We start from the raw sequence: 16,146 nt of genomic DNA, 5'->3' as shown, positions 1-16,146 counted from the left end.
AGGCCGGAAATCCGGCCTGTTCCACTTATTCATCGGTCAATCGTCGATCTCAAGCAGTCGCAGCCTGCCGTGCCGCCTTGCGGCGCTCCACGCGGGCGCGGATGGCGTCTACATCCGTTACCGGAGTGGCGGCAAAAAGCTGGCGTGTATAGGCGTGCTTCGGATCGGCAAATAGTTCCTCGCGCGTGCCCTGCTCCACGGCTACACCCTTCGAGATAACCATGACGTCATCGGCGATATAGCGAACGACGGAAAGGTCGTGGCTGACGAAGACGTAGGTCAGCTCGAACTCTTCCTGGAGATCTCTCAGCAGGTTTAGCACCTGCGCCTGCACTGAAAGATCGAGTGCCGAGACAGGCTCGTCCAGCACCAGAAGTGCGGGGTTGAGCATCAGCGCCCGCGCAATCGCGATGCGCTGCCGTTGGCCGCCAGAAAACATGTGCGGATATCGGTTGAAGTGTTCGGGACCCAGTCCAACCTTCACGAGCATGGCTTCAGCCCGCTCACGACGCTCGGACGCCGGCATTTTGGTGTTGATGACAAGCGGCTCCATCAACACGTCGCCAACCTTCTGGCGCGGATTGAGGCTACCATAGGGGTTCTGGAACACCATCTGCACCTTGGAGCGCATGTCCGTGCCGGGACGGCGCTTTGCGATATCGACCGGCTGGCCGTCGATCTTCAGCTCGCCACCGGATGCCGGGTCGATCAGCGCGATGATGCGCGCAAGCGTCGATTTGCCGGAACCGGACTCGCCGACGATGGCGAGCGTCTTGCCGCGCTCGACGGCAAAATCGATGCCTTTCAGCGCCTGCACGGTCTTTGCTCCGCCGAACAGGCCGCCCGGAACGTGATAATGGCGGGTAATGCCCTTGCCTTCGACAACGATGCTCATTGAACGCCCTCCTTGCCGAAGAAGTCGGAAACCGTGGGCAGGCGGTCGCCGGTCGCATGTTCCGGCAGCGCGGAAAGCAATGCCTTGGTATAGGGATGTTGCGGGGCCTCAAACAGGCTCAGCACATCCGCTTCCTCCATCTTGCGGCCCTTATATTGCACGACCACGCGGTCTGCTGTTTCGGCCACGACACCCATGTCATGGGTGATGAGGATCAGCGCCATGCCGTATTCTTCCTGCAGATCCATCAACAGATCGAGGATCTGTTTCTGGATCGTCACGTCGAGCGCGGTGGTCGGCTCGTCGGCGATCAAGAGACGCGGTTTGGAAGCGATGGCGATGGCGATCATCACACGCTGGCATTGACCGCCGGACATCTGGTGCGGATAGGCATTGAGCTTGGTTTCCGGATCGGGAATACCGACGGACCGGAACAGCTCCAGTGCGCGTGCACGCGCCGCAGACCGGCCCATGCCGAGATTGAGGCGCAGCACCTCCTCGATCTGGAAACCGACCGTAAAGGACGGGTTGAGCGACGCAACTGGCTCCTGGAAGATCATGGTGATCTCACGGCCGATCAGCTTGCGGCGCTCCTGCGGCGACATGGCCAGCAGGTTTATACCATCGAAGATCATCTCGTCGGCGGTGATCGTCGCCGTATCGGGCAAAAGCCCCATGACGGCGAGCATGGATACCGACTTGCCGGAACCGGACTCGCCGACGATGGCCAGCACCTCATGCTTGTCCACGGAGACGTCGATGCCGTTGACGGCCGTGAACGCGCCGGTGGCGGTGGCGAACTTGACGGTGAGGTTCTTGATTTTCAGCAGGCTCATCGCTTAGCTCCGCTTCAGTTTGGGATCGAGCGCATCGCGCAGCCCGTCACCCATCAGGTTGATGGCGAGCACCGATACGAGAATCGTCAGGCCGGGAAGGGTAACGACCCACCAGGCGCGCAGGATGAACTCGCGGGCTTCGGCCAGCATCGTGCCCCATTCGGATGCGGGCGGCTGCGCGCCCATGCCGAGGAAGCCGAGAGCCGCCGCATCGAGAACGGCAGATGAGAAGGAGAGCGTCGCCTGCACGATCAAAGGTGCAAGGCAGTTCGGCAAAATCGTCTTGAACATCAGCCGGAAATTGCCGGCACCCGCCACACGGGCGGCGGTGACATATTCACGCCGAAGCTCGCTCATGACAGCTGCACGCGTCAGACGCGCGAAATGCGGCTGATAGACGATGGCAATCGCGATCATGGCGTTGGTCAACCCCGGACCCAGGATCGCAACCAGCACCAGTGCCAGAAGCAGCGATGGAAACGCCAGGATGACGTCCATCACGCGCATGATGACAGTGTCCACCCAGCCGCCGAAGAAGCCGGCGACGAGACCGATGACAATGCCGCCGACAAGGGCGATGGAAACAACGACGACGCCGATGAACAGCGAATATTGCGCGCCATAGATCAGTCGGGACAGCATGTCGCGGCCGACAGCGTCGGTGCCGAGCAGGAATGCGGTACGGCCTCCATCCTGCCAGACCGGCGGGACGAGCAACGCGTCTCTATATTGCTGGGTCGGGTCATGCGGGGCAATCACGGCTGCGAAAACCGCGATCAGAACCAGAAGAAGGAAGACGGCAAGGCCGACGACGGCGCCACGGTTCTGGCGGAAGTAGAACCAGAAATCGGCGATCATCCGGCGGCGGATGGCGGCGTCGGAAAGCCTGACGCCGGGAGCTGTGGTCACATCGCTCATTTGTGACGGATCCTTGGATTGATGAGGCCATAGGTGAGATCGACAAGCAGGTTGACGATCATCACCAGACCCGCGATCAGAAGCAGGCCGCTCTGCACGACCGGATAGTCGCGGCGCGAGATGGAATCGATCATCCACTTGCCGATGCCCGGCCAGGAGAAGATGGTTTCGGTCAGGATTGCACCCGCCATCAGCACACCGATCTGCAGGCCGATGGTGGTGATGACCGGGATCATGGCGTTGCGCAATGCGTGAACGCCGACGACACGGGACGGCGACATGCCCTTTGCACGCGCTGTCCGCACATAATCCTCACCGAGGACTTCGAGCATTGCCGACCGTGTCTGGCGGGCAATAACTGCAAGCGGGATGGTGGCAAGCACCACCGAAGGCAGGATGAGATGTGACAGAGCCGAAGCGAAAGCACCCTTCTGCCCTGAAATCAGGCTGTCGATCAGCATGAAACCGGTGACGGAAGGGAAGAAATACATCAACGAGATACGGCCCGACACCGGTGTCCATTGCAGGATGCCGGAGAACATGATGATGAGCAGCAGGCCCCACCAGAAGATAGGCATGGAGAAGCCAACCAGCGCCGTCGTCATGGAGATCTGGTCGAACCACGAGCCACGGCGGATGGCGGCGATGACGCCGACCGGCACACCGATCAGTGTGGCGAGGATGATGGCGACGAGGCCAAGCTCGACTGTCGCGGGAAAGAGCGCCAGGAACTCGGTCAGAACGGGTTTCTTGGTGACCAGCGAATTGCCGAGATCACCCTGAAGCAGCCGCCCCAGAAAATGGAGATATTGCTGCCAGATAGGCTGGCTGAAGCCGAGCTGTTCGGCAAGTTGTGCATGCCGCTCGGGCGAAATGCCGCGCTCACCCGCCATCAACAGCACGGGATCGCCCGGCAGGACGCGAACGAAGGCAAAGGCAACGATGGTAATCCCGAGAAATGTCGGAACGAGATAGAGAAGTTTGCCGAAAATGAACCGGATCATGGTTTTTTCCTGAAAAGACGCGCGAAAGAACCTGAGTTCTTCCGCGCGTCCTGTTGTTTGGGATTACTCAGCGATATCGACGGATTCGAAGGTGAAGTCGCCAAGCGGGCTCATGGTGAAGCCGGAAACCTTGGCGGACATCGGAACGAACTGCGTGGAGTGCGCAAGCGTCGCCCACGGAGCCTGTTCCTTGAAGATCACCTGCGCCTGCTCATAAAGCTTTGTGCGCTCGGCAACGTCAGTGGTCTGCTTTGCCTTGGAAAGCAGTTCGGAGAACTCCTTATTGCACCACTGAGCACGGTTTGCACCGCCTTCGCCGGTTGCAGCGCAGGAAAGCAGAACGCCCATGAAGTTATCAGGGTCACCGTTGTCGCCGGTCCAGCCGAGGATGACGGCACCGTCGCGGTTCACTTCAGTCGACTTCTTGAGGTATTCACCCCATTCGAAGGAGACGATCTCGGCCTTGACGCCAACCTTCGCGAAATCCGACTGGATCAGCTCGGCGGTGCGGCGGGCATTCGGCATGTATGGACGCTGAACCGGCATCGCCCAGATCTTCATCGTCAGATCCTTGACGCCAGCGGCTTCGAGAGCCTTCTTGGCAGCTTCCGGATCGTAAGGATCGTCCTTGATGCTGTCGTTGTAGGACCACATCGTCGGCGGGATCGGGTTCTTGGCAACCGTGCCGGCACCCTGGAATACGGCGTCGATGATGGCCTGCTTGTTCATCGCCATGTTCAGCGCCTTGCGGACTTCCGGCTTGTCGAAAGGTGCAACAGTGGTGTTGTAGGCGAAGTAGGCAACGTTCAGGCCCGGCTGTTCATCGAGCTTGAGGTTGGAATCGGCACGAATGGTGGCGAGGTCGGCCGGGGCCGGATAAGGCATAAGGTGGCATTCGCCAGCCTTCAGCTTCTGCAGACGAACGGCAGCGTCCGGCGTGATCGCGAAGATCAGATCGTCGATCTTCGGAGCTTCGCCCCAGTAGTCGGCGTTCTTCTGGTAGCGGATGACCGCGTCCTTCTGATAGGCGACGAACTTGAACGGGCCGGTGCCGATCGGCAGGTTGTTGAAGTCTTCCTTGGTGCCGGCCTTATCAAGCGTATCAGCATATTCCTTCGAAACGATCGAAGCGAAAGGCATCGCGATATTGGCAAGGAACGGAGCTTCAGGACGGGTCAGCACGAACTTCACGGTGTAATCGTCAACCTTGACGATTTCCTTGATCAGCGACGGCATTTCCATGGAGTTGTAATATTCGTAGGTGATGCCTGCGATATACTGGTTCCACGGGTTCTTTGTGTCACCCTGGCGGTTGTAGCTGAAGATCACATCATCGGCGTTGAAATCGCGGCTTGGCGTGAACTTCTCGTTGGAGTGCCACTTTACGCCCTTGCGCAGGTGGAACGTGTATTCGAGGCCATCGCTCGAAACTTCCCACTTTTCGGCAAGGCCTGGCTCAACTTCGGTCGTGCCCTTCTTGAACTCGGTCAGACGGTTGTAGACCGGATGCGCGGAGGCATCGAAGGTGCCGCCGGCGGTGTAAGGCGAAGGATCGAAGCCTTCCGGAGATGCCTCGGAGCAATAAACGAAGGTCTTCGCCATGGCGGGCACGGCGGAAGCCATCGCAAGCGCAGAGGCTATAAGCAAACTGCGGGTCAGCGTTTTCATCTGGTGGTCCTTTCCCTCTTTTTCTGAGTTTATGCGACCCCGTTTTAAGGGGCCTACCTGTCCTGGTCAGCGACGACGCGGAGCCCCGTGTCGCCGTTCGGTCCTGTGCCTCCCGACCAATTACCCGGCGACCGGCTGGAACAGCCGGTCGAGGTTCTTTTCCGGCGGGCAGAACCAGCGTGGTCCCGCCTCCGTCATATAAGCTATATCCTCGAGACGGACGCCGCATTCCCCATAAACGCACAGCATCGGCTCGATGGAAAAGCACATTCCCGGCTGAAGTGCCGTGGCATTTCCTGCAACGATATAGGGTTCTTCGTGAATATCCAGCCCAAGCCCATGGCCGGTGCGATGCGGTAGACCCGGAACCTGATAATCCGGCCCAAAACCGGCCGCCTTCAGGCTGTCGCGCGCGGCCTTGTCCACGTCCGAGCAGGCAGCACCGACCCGGGCCGCGTCAAAGGCAGCAGCCTGCGCGTCCCGCTCGGCGTTCCAGAGAAAACGCTGCCGTTCCGTCGGCTGGCCGAACACATAGGTGCGGGTGATATCCGAACGATAGCCATGAAGGATGCCGCCGAGATCGACCAGCACCATGTCGCCGTCAACAAGCGTCTGCGCATAGGGCACGCCATGCGGATAAGCCGTCGCCTCGCCGAACTGAACCGCCACGAAAAGCGGCTTCATGCCAAGCGCAACATGTGCGGCGTTAACGAAGTCAGCCACTTCCGTGGTGGATATGCCGGGACGCAGCCCCTCGAACACGGCCTTCTGCACGCCGTAGCTCGCATCCATCGCCGCCTGGATGATGGCAATCTCGGCTGCGGATTTGACCTGCCGCTGTGCGACAATCATCGGCTGGGCGGAAATGATGCGGCCTTCCAGACGCTGCATCAGGGCCGATGCGAAAACGAAAGGAGTGGCAGGATCGATCGCGACAAGGTGGCCGGGACAGCCGAGCGCTTCGATGCGCTTTGCCATCAGGTCAAAAGGACTTTCATCCTCTTCCCAGACGGCAACTTCGCCCTCGATACGGATCATCGTCCGTAGTTTCGGCTCCTCAAATGCCGGACTGACATAGACCGGCTTGCCTTCTGCCGGCACCAGGGCGCCGTGAATGCGCTCCGAAAGACCAAGCGACAGGCCAGTATAATAGGTCAGCGACGATGATGCATCGAGCCAGACCGCCTTGATATTTTGCTGGATTAGCTGCGCTTGCAGGCCGCGCAACCGCAACCCGAGCTCGTCTTCAGCGATCGATGAAACCGCGATCGGCTGAAACCGCTTCAGCGCCTCTTGAAAGTCTGCCATTCTCTCCCCGCCGCTTTCAGGCGCACAGACACAAGCGTGTCGGCAACTCCCAAGCGTTCTTTTGCCAATGCTTAAACACAGGCCGGGGCCTAAGCAATGGGCCAGGACGATGCACCGCCACAAAACTGTGCATATTCATCTAGACATAACGAAATCGTGATCGACACGCGCCCGATTTCGACAATCATCGCCTTGACGGGAAAATCAGAAATCCCCCGAAAACTTAAGGGGAAAAGCGGGGTATCGGTCATCCGGGCGCAGACGGCGCGCAGAAACCTCACCGCAAGATGCATTGGAAAAAGAAGCCCAGAAAAGGAAAAAGCCTGCCGCGGGAGGAGGTGCGGCAGGCTTCAAACTTGATCGGTGATTGGGAGGAGGAGTACCACCGATCCGCATCGAGCGACACTGGGAGGAGGAGTGCGTCGCTTCGATGTTTTGAATATAGCGGTATCCGCGATTTTTAACAGAGCAAGTCTCGCAATGCAGCATTGCATTTTTGCATAGCTCGAAAATTCCTGCTTTGTTTTTTAGCACTCCCGCAGAAGACGTTGGAAATCAACTTTCCCGATGCACTTGAAAACCGGCAAAGGACTGGTTGACCGGCATGAGTTCGAGGCTGTTGATGTTGATATGTTTGGGCTGCGAGGCGACCCAATGGATCGTATTGGCGATATCCTCGGCCGTGATCGGATTGACGCCCTTGTAAAGATTGTCCGAGGCATCCTGATTGCCGCCGGTGCGAACAAGCGTGAATTCCGTTTCGCACATGCCCGGTTCGATCGAGGTGACGCGCACGCCCTTGCCATGCAGGTCGGAGCGCAGACCTAGCGAGAATTGCCGCAGGAAGGCTTTCGTTCCGGCATAGACATTGCCGCCCGCATAGGGCCAGTGCGCAGCTACCGAGGAAAGGTTGATGACAATGCCCTTGCGGTCGATCAACGTGGGCAAAAGATGGTGGGTGATGTTCAAAAGACCGGTGATGTTGGTGTTCACCATGGTCTGCCAGTCTTTCAGCGGCACCTGCGGTGCAGGTGCGGTGCCGAGCGCAAGCCCCGCATTGTTGACGAGAATATCGATGTCCCGGAAACCTTCCGGCAAAGCCGCAAGTGCCTTTTTAGTGGCATCTTCGTCGGTAACATCGAAGGCAGCGCCGTGAAAGGCGGAGCCGAGTTCTTGCGCCAGGGCCTCCAGCCGTTCCGCCCGCCGACCTGTGCCAATGACCTTCCAGCCTTCCTTGACGAAGCGCCGCGCCGTGGCCTGTCCGAAGCCGGACGTGGCGCCGGTGATGAGGATGGTACCGCTCATGATGATGTCTCCAGTAAATTCGTTCTGTCGGGATCAGTCTGTGTCAGTAATTTTTCAGCGGCGGCCGCCAGACAGCGCTTATACGCCTCGAGATCCGTATAAAGGGCCTCTGCCGTCGCGTTGCCAACGATGACGACGCCGCCACGCCGCAAAATTCCGCCGTGCAGCATGAGATTGTCGACCATGTCGAAATTCTCGATCGACAAACCGTCCGGGCCGCGATAGCGCCCTGTTTCATCGATTGCGGCAACACCGTTATATTGCGCCTTGATGCGGGTGAAGTGATTGGCCGCGACATTGGTGTAGGCGAAAACCGGCTTGCCCAGCGCGCACATGAACCCCAGTTCGTAGCTCGTTCCCGTATCGGCGGCGATGCCGCGAAACGGCGTGAGATTGGCGATGACCGCATCCGCTTCCAGCATCATCCGCTCGTCTATGGCATTGATGTTGCAGCCGTGGCCGATTTTCGTGTCCGCGGGCGGAATTTCCAAATCGCCCGGCGAAAGCGGCGTAAACCCGGCCTCGCGTGCAAGCGAGGCCTTGAGGTCGAGCATTTCACGGGCATTCGGGAGGAAGACCTCCGGCCCGGCGAGATAGATTTTCTTTGTCATAGGAAATTTCATACAATTTGGAGAAACAGGATTTCCGCAAACCTAACCCGGAGACTTTCGCAAACGCAAGTACCAAGGGGACATGCGCCAAGGCGCGTCGGAGCGACCTACAAAACGGTATCGTCAAACCTGTCTTTCCGTTATAGCCGGAGCAACGAACTGGACATTCCCGGAGCAAGACAATGGCAGCAACCATCCGTTATCACGAAGGCGATATTTCCGCCGCAGATGCCGCACGCTACCTTGGCGCCATCGCAATCGATACGGAAACACTGGGGCTGGTGCCACGCCGCGACCGTCTCTGTGTCGTTCAGCTTTCTCCTGGAGACGGTACGGCGGATGTCATCCGCATCGCCGCCGGCCAGAAGGAGGCTCCAAACCTCACCCATATGCTTGCAGACCCTGCCCGGCAGAAGATTTTTCACTATGGCCGTTTCGATATCGCCGTTCTGTTCCACACGTTCGGTGTGACGACGACGCCGGTTTTCTGCACCAAGATCGCCTCCCGCCTGACCCGCACCTATACCGACCGGCACGGGCTGAAGGACAATCTGAAGGAAATGCTTGAGGTCGACATCTCCAAGGCGCAGCAATCGTCCGACTGGGCAGCAGAAAAACTGTCACCCGCACAGCTCGAATATGCTGCATCCGATGTGCTGCATTTGCATGCGCTGCGCGACAAGCTGACACACCGCCTCGTGCGTGATGGTCGCCTCGATCATGCCGATGCCTGTTTCGCGTTTCTGCCGACCCGTGCCAAGCTCGATCTTCTGGGCTGGGACGAAACGGATATCTTCGCCCATAGCTGAGCGGTTTCACGCTTCGTTTAAGGACTGATTTACCGAAACTGCCTATTCTCGGCCGCAACTTTGGGTGGCCGGGGACTTCCAGATGATTACACCGTTGCAGCAGACGGCAAGCATTGCAGTCAGCGACCTCATGCGGTCGATGGTGGAAACCATTGAGGAACGCCATCGCGAAGAGCAGGAAAAAGCGAACGGTACCAAAAAAGACGAGACGATAAAGACCCAGCCGCAGCCGGACCAAAGCCATCGCGTTGCCAATGAAAAGATAAGCGCCTATCTGTTCGGCGCCATGAAGCCTGATGGCGATGCCTTCGCCTCGCTTGTCTCCCGTTTCTCGTCTGCGCTTGGCATCACCCAGGAAAACAATGAATCGAACGCCGCTTTCGCACAAAGGCTTCAGGACGCGCTGACCCTGACCGACGGCTTTGAAAAAACCGATGCGGCAGGAAAAGCCACGACGATTTCGCTGAAATCCTTCGGCGTTTCGGAAGCGCAGGTCGTGGAAGTCCTGAATAACGGCGTAACTGCCAAGACCGCGCCCATGGCAGCACTTGCCGCACGCATTGCCCAAAATGCCGGCCTGAGCGGCAAGGAAGAAGATTTCGGCGTGCAGATGTCGAAAGCAATCATGGCAGTGCGCGCCACCGCACCCAAAAATGTCAATGATCTCGAAGAATCGACTGGCCTCAAGGAACTTGGTATTTCCGCGCAGCAGATGATCGCCGCAATCGCAAACCCATTTGGCGATGCGGCACGCGCCGTGAAGAATGCGCTGAACGATCAGGCGCAGGGCACCCAATTCATGACACGGGAAACCATGAAGGTCATCCAGCGCCTGGAAGACGTTGCCGATCCGAAAACCAAGGAAGAATTGCAGGCCGAACGCGGCAAAAACCGCATGGGCGAAATCAACGATGCCGAAGTTGCGGCGGAGCGGGAAGAGGATATCCAGACCCGAGACGCACAGGGCAAGCTGGAGGATGTGCAAAAACTTCAGGACGTCGTGAAGGAACACATAGACGCTGCCGCCGAAGAAAAAGCGCAAGGCACTGACGGGCAAGGCCCGGTCGATATTTCATCGGAAATCGCCCTTATCTCCGTGCTCGCGGCAACGCCATCAAGCGAAACGGCCCAGGCTGAAAATGACAACGAACCCGCAGAGACAGACGCCGCAACCAAGACGGAAGCCGATCAGAAAGACGACGCCGAAAAACTGCTTGATGTTCAGGCAGTCGTCGATAACGCCCGCAGCGCCATTTTGCCGATCTCGATAGACGACAATGGAATTTATGCACTGCTGAAGAAGAAGGCGGCATGATCTCGCCGCTACCGATAGTCACTTGAGCGAAACATGATGTGAGTTCAAACATGTCTCAAATTTCCGGCATATCCGGCAGCGCCGGCCTCGATGCCGAACCAAATGCGGCGCAAGCGCTGCTCTCCATCGCCGCTCCGCCGCTGGCGCCGAATGACGACAATTTCGTTGCCGCAAGCGAGGAAGACAACCTCATCGCCCCCGTGGAAAATCGCCCCGAGAGAGGTTTTCCCAAGGCAAGCTGGCTCGACGCGATGCCACCGGAAGCCTTTGAGGCAGCGGATAGCGAACCGGACCATATTTCATCGGTCAATTCCGACGATAACGGGCTTTACCGCATGTTCATCAGCGTCTCTCCCTGATTGCCATATCGACACGATTTTTATGGTTAGCGAATTCTTAATATCTACGGCCCAGACTCAGGGTTGATGATTCTGTGTGCATCGCGAAGAGCTGGCATTCCTGCCAGCGACGCACACGGCGCTCCCGCATGAGCGGGCGAGATGACACCTGTACATCACCGGCGCGGCAATCTTTCAACATAGGCCAAATGCGGATCAGAGAGCCAGGGACTGGCCCTTTCGCAGCCAGCGGCGGTAATCGATAGGAACGGAGCGCAGCATGTTACCGCCTGTACCGAAAATTCCGGCAGCCGATGCCGCCTATGGAGCCGCAGCCTCGCAGACGCAGCGCGGGGAGCCGAAGGAGGCCGTGCAGCCGCAGGCAAGCAATCTTGCTCCCGACAATGGCAGCAGTCTTTTCGCCAAAGCCGCAGTCACCTCTCTCGCCAGCGAATATCAGCTTTCCCGCAGCACCGCCGTTCTGGCGGAGGCGCTTGGCAAGCTGATGAACCTCCCAAGGCGCGACGGCGAAGCCATTCAAACCTATGTGATGCGTCTGACGGATGCGCTGCGCGCCCTGCCCGCACCGCAGCGCCTGGCGCTGGAACAACAGGTCAGCAAAGTCCTGCAGGGGTTGAGCCTTTCGATGCTCGCAGAAATCCTGAAACAGCCAACCGGGCCGGATGCCGCAAGGCTTGCGCTGCTGATCGAACTTTCCCGCTACAAGGGAACGGATCTTGCGGCGAAGGCGGTGGTGTCCTCTTATCAGCAGAACAATTCGGCCAATCCGGTGACCGCGCAGCCAGTGCAAGCGAGACAGCAGAACGGCCCGAGCCAGAGTGCTGACGGCCGCCCAAACCCGGCAACGACCACCACAACAACAGCACAACCGGCAACCGCCGCCGCGCCCGGCCGGCTGTTGCCTATGCTCATCGGCCCGCTTGCCCAAAGCGCCGCCGCAATAAAAGCCATGGTTGCGGCGCAGGCAGCGCCGCAAGGCCCGCAGGCCAATCTTCCCGCCCCACCTGCCGACATGTCCGACTCTCCGCACGATTCGGCAAAACCGGAAGGGAAAGCCGCCGAAAGCACCGTACGCTCGCCTCAGCCGCAAACGGGCAGCACAACAAAAGAAGCTTCGACAGATGCCCGCCCGGCAAATCCGCCACGGGCTGAGAACGCCGAGATGCGCCCTGCACTTCAGCATCGGGACACGATGAAGCTGGAGCCGAGGGAAATCCGCACTACCTTGAACCCGCCATCCGGCCAGTCCACGGCTGGCGCCAAGGATATGGAAAACCTGCTCCTTGCTGCAGTGGCCGGCAAACTTCCCGCCAAGGCCACCACCGCTGCCCAGCTTTCCGCCACGCCACCGGGCGCCGTACCGCAACCACTCGAAGAGCAGCCTGCCGAAAAAACTGCCCTCGCAGCGCCCATCCACCCGACCGGGGAGGAAACGGAGACGATTACCAACCGGCCAGAAGCCCAGCCCATGCCCCGCGCCGCTCTCGACCCGGAAGCAAGAATGGCGATGCTGGAACAAACGGCCTCGCAATCGCTGATCGCTGCAGCTCTGGCAAAAGACGGCACGCCGTTACCGCTCGTCGCATACCCACCGGCGGAAGAGGACCACGAATCGGAAACGCCGCATCGCGGGCGTGGTCCATTTTCCGAGGATGAAGCGAATGGCGAGGCGGAGGGCGAAAATCCCGACGGTCAAGACGAGATGGAAGAGCGGGTGGCCGCCAATGACGAGATTGGGGATGGGGAAAATCCGCGGACAGCGGCTTTCGACGACAGTGCGGAAAATTATTACCTCAAGATGAGTGGCATGCACTGAATTCCGCGCCGCCCATTGGCCTGTGCCACGAACACTGTAGCCAACAAAAAACCCGCCGGAAAATTCCGGCGGGTTCTTTATATCAAACGATCTCTAGCGATTATTCGCTGCGGTTCTTCAGAGCCGCACCGAGGATGTCGCCGAGCGAAGCGCCAGAGTCGGACGAACCGAACTGTGCGACGGCTTCCTTCTCTTCAGCGATTTCCAGAGCCTTGATCGAAAGCATGACCTTGCGGTCCTTCTTCGAGAAGTTGACGACGCGAGCGTCGAAAACCTGGCCAACTGCGAAACGCTCCGGACGCTGATCGTCACGATCGCGTGCGAGGTCGTTGCGGCGGATGAAGGAGGTGATGTCCTCGTGGTTGACGAGCTTCACTTCCACGCCACCGTCGTTAACGGCGATGACTTCGCACGAAACGACTGCGTTCTTGCGCAGGTCGCCGGACGTTGCGGCTTCACCGACAGCATCCTTGCCGAGCTGCTTGATGCCGAGCGAGATGCGTTCCTTCTCGACGTCAACATCGAGAACGACGGCCTTGACCACGTCACCCTTGTTGAACTCTTCGATGACCTGTTCGCCCGGACGGTTCCAGTCGAGATCCGACAGGTGAACCATGCCGTCGACATCGCCTTCGAGGCCGATGAACAGGCCGAATTCGGTCTTGTTCTTGACTTCGCCTTCGACTTCAGTGCCGGCCGGATGGCTGAAGGCAAATGCCTGCCACGGGTTTTCCAGCGTCTGCTTGAGGCCGAGCGAGATACGGCGCTTGGACGGATCGACTTCGAGAACGACAACGTCAACTTCCTGGCTCGTGGACAGGATCTTGCCGGGATGTACGTTCTTCTTGGTCCAGGACATTTCGGAAATGTGGATCAGGCCTTCGATGCCCGGCTCCAGCTCTACGAATGCACCGTAGTCGGTGATGTTCGTGACCGTACCGGAGATCTTCTTGCCAACCGGGTACTTGGCGGAGATGCCATCCCACGGATCGGACTCGAGCTGCTTCATGCCGAGCGAGATACGGTGGGTTTCCTGGTTGATGCGGATGATCTGAACCTTGACCTGCTGGCCAATGTTGAGGATTTCCGAAGGATGGTTGACGCGGCGCCATGCCATGTCGGTAACGTGCAGCAGGCCGTCGATGCCGCCGAGGTCAACGAACGCACCGTAATCGGTGATGTTCTTGACGACGCCGTCAACAACCTGGCCTTCTTCGAGGTTCTGAACGATTTCAGAACGCTGCTCGGCGCGGGACTCTTCGAGAACCGTGCGGCGCGAGACAACGATGTTGCCGCGACGCTTGTCCATCTTGAGGATTTCGAAGGGCTGCGGGTTGTGCATCAGCGGGGTAACGTCGCGGATCGGACGGATGTCGACCTGCGAACGCGGAAGGAAGGCAACGGCGCCGTCCAGATCGACGGTGAAACCACCCTTGACCTGGTTGAAGATAACGCCTTCGACGCGCTCGCCAGCTTCGAACTTGGCTTCGAGCTTGACCCAGCTTTCTTCGCGGCGAGCCTTCTCGCGCGACAGAACGGCTTCGCCGAGTGCGTTTTCGATGCGCTCGACGTAAACTTCGACTTCGTCGCCGACCTTCAGCGTGCCGTCCTTGGACTTCGCGCCGAATTCCTTCAACGGTACGCGGCCTTCAACCTTGAGGCCAACGTCGACGATGGCAACGTCCTTCTCGATTGCCGTCACGATACCCTTGGCAACATAGCCTTCGGCAAGATCGTTAGAGGCAAAGGATTCTTCGAGAAGCGCTGCGAAATCTTCGCGCGTGGGGGTAGATACTGACATGAAATCTCCTGATTGCATCCGCGCGAGAGCGAATACAAAAGCGCCGGTGGGCTAGCGTTGTTGATACCCGAACCCATGCCCGCCTTTTCAAAAGGCTTCCCGGCGCAAGGACATGTCTTCAGGCAATTCCGGACTAAACGCGGACCGATTCAAGCGGTTCCGCGAAAAACCTGTTTCTTCAGGGCGGCGTCGATAATCATCCGCGCGGCCTGAAACGCCGCCTCTATACTCATTTCCGACGTATCTAGCAAGTGCGCGTCTTCAGCCGGTTTCAACGGGCTGTCGGCTCGGCCCATGTCGCGCTCGTCGCGTTTCTTCACCTCGGCGAAAATGGCGTCGTAGTCTGCAACGCTGCCGTTGGCGACAATTTCATCATAACGCCTGCGCGCCCGCACGTCCGGCGAAGCGGTGACGTAGAGTTTCACCGGCGCATCAGGGCACACCACCGTGCCGATGTCGCGGCCATCCAGAACCGTGCCCGGTTCCTTTGCCGCAAACCGCTGCTGCGCTGTCACGAGCGCGCGCCTCACCGGCGTCATCACCGCAATCCTGGACGCCGCCTCGCCGATATCGTGCCTTGAAAGCACCGCGCGGTCGAGGCCGGCAAGGTCGAGTTGCAGCGCCACCTTTTCAGCGACTTTCTCGTCATCGAGCGACAGGCCGGCGTCAAGAAGTGCCTTGGCCGTGGCTCTGTAGGTCAGCCCGGTGTCGAGATGATGGAAACCATAGGTCTCCGCAATCTTGCGTGACAAGGTCCCTTTGCCCGCCGCAGCTGGCCCATCTATGGCAATCGTAAAGGTCATGAAGCTTTCTGCCTGTGCGTCCATCATTAATACAGTAGAGTGCGTCGGCCTCCAATCTTTATGAGCAGCCTGACATACAAGTCGCATCATGGGAGGGCGGCCTCCAAAGTTTGTCTTTGACACGAAAGACCGCAACGATTAAGGGGACCGGCTAGAAATTTTACCGTCTATGCCGGTTTTACGGCGTACACACCGAAACTCATTCGACAATTTGAGGCTTAGACAGTGGCAAAAGCGGACCTTGGTACCAAGCGCACAGACCCCGATACCGGCAAGAAGTTCTACGATCTGAACCGCGACCCGGTCGTTTCTCCCTATAGCGGCAAGTCCTGGCCGCTCTCTTTCTTTGAAGAAAGCACCGCTCAGGCAAAGCTCGAGCAGGCTGAAGAAGAAGAAGTCGCGGAAGTCGATGCCGAAAACACGGAAGTCGAACTCGTATCGCTGGAAGACGCCGACGGCGACAACAGCGGCGACGATATCCCGGACCTGGGCGACGATGACGACGACGTGGAAATCGGCGACGACGACGACACCTTCCTTGAAGCCGACGAAGACGACGATGACGACGACATGTCCGGCATCATCGGCGTACCGGGCGACGACGAAGAAGCTTGATCTTATTGGATAAACCAGCCCGGCGACAAAAAAATGAAGCCGGGCTGTTTTTTGTGCTTGCACTCTTCGATTAGCCGAAGTAG

At 58.8% G+C, this 16,146-nt stretch carries 15 protein-coding genes; 5 read left to right on the top strand and 10 right to left on the bottom strand.

Translation table 11 applies throughout. The features are described 5' to 3' along the window. Positions 1-49 precede the first annotated feature (49 nt). The 8 genes from ACQZ63_RS23805 to ACQZ63_RS23770 all read right to left on the bottom strand — a co-directional run bounded on the left by ACQZ63_RS23805 (position 50) and on the right by ACQZ63_RS23770 (position 8,545). Positions 50-895, bottom strand: coding sequence for an ATP-binding cassette domain-containing protein (locus ACQZ63_RS23805; protein ID WP_004431943.1), 846 nt, complete (start codon positions 893-895; stop codon positions 50-52). Further along, entirely contained in the window at positions 892-1,731 is an 840-nt protein-coding gene (locus ACQZ63_RS23800) for an ABC transporter ATP-binding protein (protein WP_004431942.1), read from the bottom strand. Before ACQZ63_RS23800 ends, ACQZ63_RS23805 begins: the two co-directional genes overlap by 4 nt. Positions 1,732-1,734: 3 nt before the next feature. Beyond that, on the bottom strand, positions 1,735-2,649 hold the full coding sequence (locus tag ACQZ63_RS23795) for an ABC transporter permease subunit (RefSeq protein ID WP_004431940.1): 915 nt from the start codon (positions 2,647-2,649) through the stop codon (positions 1,735-1,737). Beyond that, positions 2,646-3,653: an ABC transporter permease subunit gene (locus ACQZ63_RS23790; protein ID WP_004431937.1), complete on the bottom strand. Its 1,008-nt coding sequence runs from the start codon at positions 3,651-3,653 to the stop codon at positions 2,646-2,648. Before ACQZ63_RS23790 ends, ACQZ63_RS23795 begins: the two co-directional genes overlap by 4 nt. Before the next feature lie 63 nt (positions 3,654-3,716). Further along, complete coding sequence (locus tag ACQZ63_RS23785; RefSeq protein ID WP_004431933.1) at positions 3,717-5,321, bottom strand: ABC transporter substrate-binding protein; 1,605 nt, start codon at positions 5,319-5,321, stop codon at positions 3,717-3,719. A gap of 120 nt (positions 5,322-5,441) precedes the next feature. After that, positions 5,442-6,629, bottom strand: a complete 1,188-nt coding sequence (locus ACQZ63_RS23780; protein WP_038494675.1) for a M24 family metallopeptidase — start codon at positions 6,627-6,629, stop codon at positions 5,442-5,444. Positions 6,630-7,184: 555 nt separating this feature from the next. Next, positions 7,185-7,934: an SDR family oxidoreductase gene (locus ACQZ63_RS23775; RefSeq protein ID WP_004431929.1), complete on the bottom strand. Its 750-nt coding sequence runs from the start codon at positions 7,932-7,934 to the stop codon at positions 7,185-7,187. Continuing rightward, the gene (locus ACQZ63_RS23770) at positions 7,931-8,545 is read right to left on the bottom strand and encodes a nucleoside 2-deoxyribosyltransferase (RefSeq protein ID WP_025595211.1); all 615 of its coding nucleotides are present in this window, start codon (positions 8,543-8,545) and stop codon (positions 7,931-7,933) included. Before ACQZ63_RS23770 ends, ACQZ63_RS23775 begins: the two co-directional genes overlap by 4 nt. A 182-nt stretch (positions 8,546-8,727) precedes the next feature. Here ACQZ63_RS23770 and ACQZ63_RS23765 point away from each other — a divergent pair, with 182 nt between their 5' ends. The 4 genes from ACQZ63_RS23765 (at position 8,728) to ACQZ63_RS23750 (ending at position 12,844) form a co-directional block, all read left to right on the top strand. Beyond that, the gene (locus ACQZ63_RS23765; RefSeq protein WP_004431923.1) at positions 8,728-9,354 is read left to right on the top strand and encodes a ribonuclease D; all 627 of its coding nucleotides are present in this window, start codon (positions 8,728-8,730) and stop codon (positions 9,352-9,354) included. A gap of 82 nt (positions 9,355-9,436) precedes the next feature. After that, positions 9,437-10,669: a hypothetical protein gene (locus ACQZ63_RS23760; protein WP_004431915.1), complete on the top strand. Its 1,233-nt coding sequence runs from the start codon at positions 9,437-9,439 to the stop codon at positions 10,667-10,669. A 50-nt stretch (positions 10,670-10,719) separates the two neighbouring features. Continuing rightward, the gene (locus tag ACQZ63_RS23755) at positions 10,720-11,028 is read left to right on the top strand and encodes a hypothetical protein (protein ID WP_004431913.1); all 309 of its coding nucleotides are present in this window, start codon (positions 10,720-10,722) and stop codon (positions 11,026-11,028) included. A gap of 259 nt (positions 11,029-11,287) precedes the next feature. Next, on the top strand, positions 11,288-12,844 hold the full coding sequence (locus ACQZ63_RS23750; protein WP_035199937.1) for a hypothetical protein: 1,557 nt from the start codon (positions 11,288-11,290) through the stop codon (positions 12,842-12,844). Between the two features lie 100 nt (positions 12,845-12,944). Here the strand turns inward: ACQZ63_RS23750 and rpsA are convergent, their stop codons facing one another. Both rpsA and cmk read right to left on the bottom strand, forming a co-directional pair. Then, the gene (gene rpsA / locus ACQZ63_RS23745; RefSeq protein ID WP_004431908.1) at positions 12,945-14,645 is read right to left on the bottom strand and encodes a 30S ribosomal protein S1; all 1,701 of its coding nucleotides are present in this window, start codon (positions 14,643-14,645) and stop codon (positions 12,945-12,947) included. A gap of 149 nt (positions 14,646-14,794) precedes the next feature. Then, the gene (cmk, locus tag ACQZ63_RS23740) at positions 14,795-15,475 is read right to left on the bottom strand and encodes a (d)CMP kinase (RefSeq protein ID WP_004431904.1); all 681 of its coding nucleotides are present in this window, start codon (positions 15,473-15,475) and stop codon (positions 14,795-14,797) included. Between the two features lie 198 nt (positions 15,476-15,673). Between cmk and ACQZ63_RS23735 the strand changes: the two genes are divergently transcribed. Then, on the top strand, positions 15,674-16,063 hold the full coding sequence (locus ACQZ63_RS23735; RefSeq protein ID WP_004431900.1) for a TIGR02300 family protein: 390 nt from the start codon (positions 15,674-15,676) through the stop codon (positions 16,061-16,063). Positions 16,064-16,146: the final 83 nt, after the last annotated feature.

The sequence above is a fragment of the Agrobacterium sp. CG160-95 genome, assembly GCF_053521725.1.
This window is presented reverse-complemented; position numbering and strand designations above follow the sequence as displayed.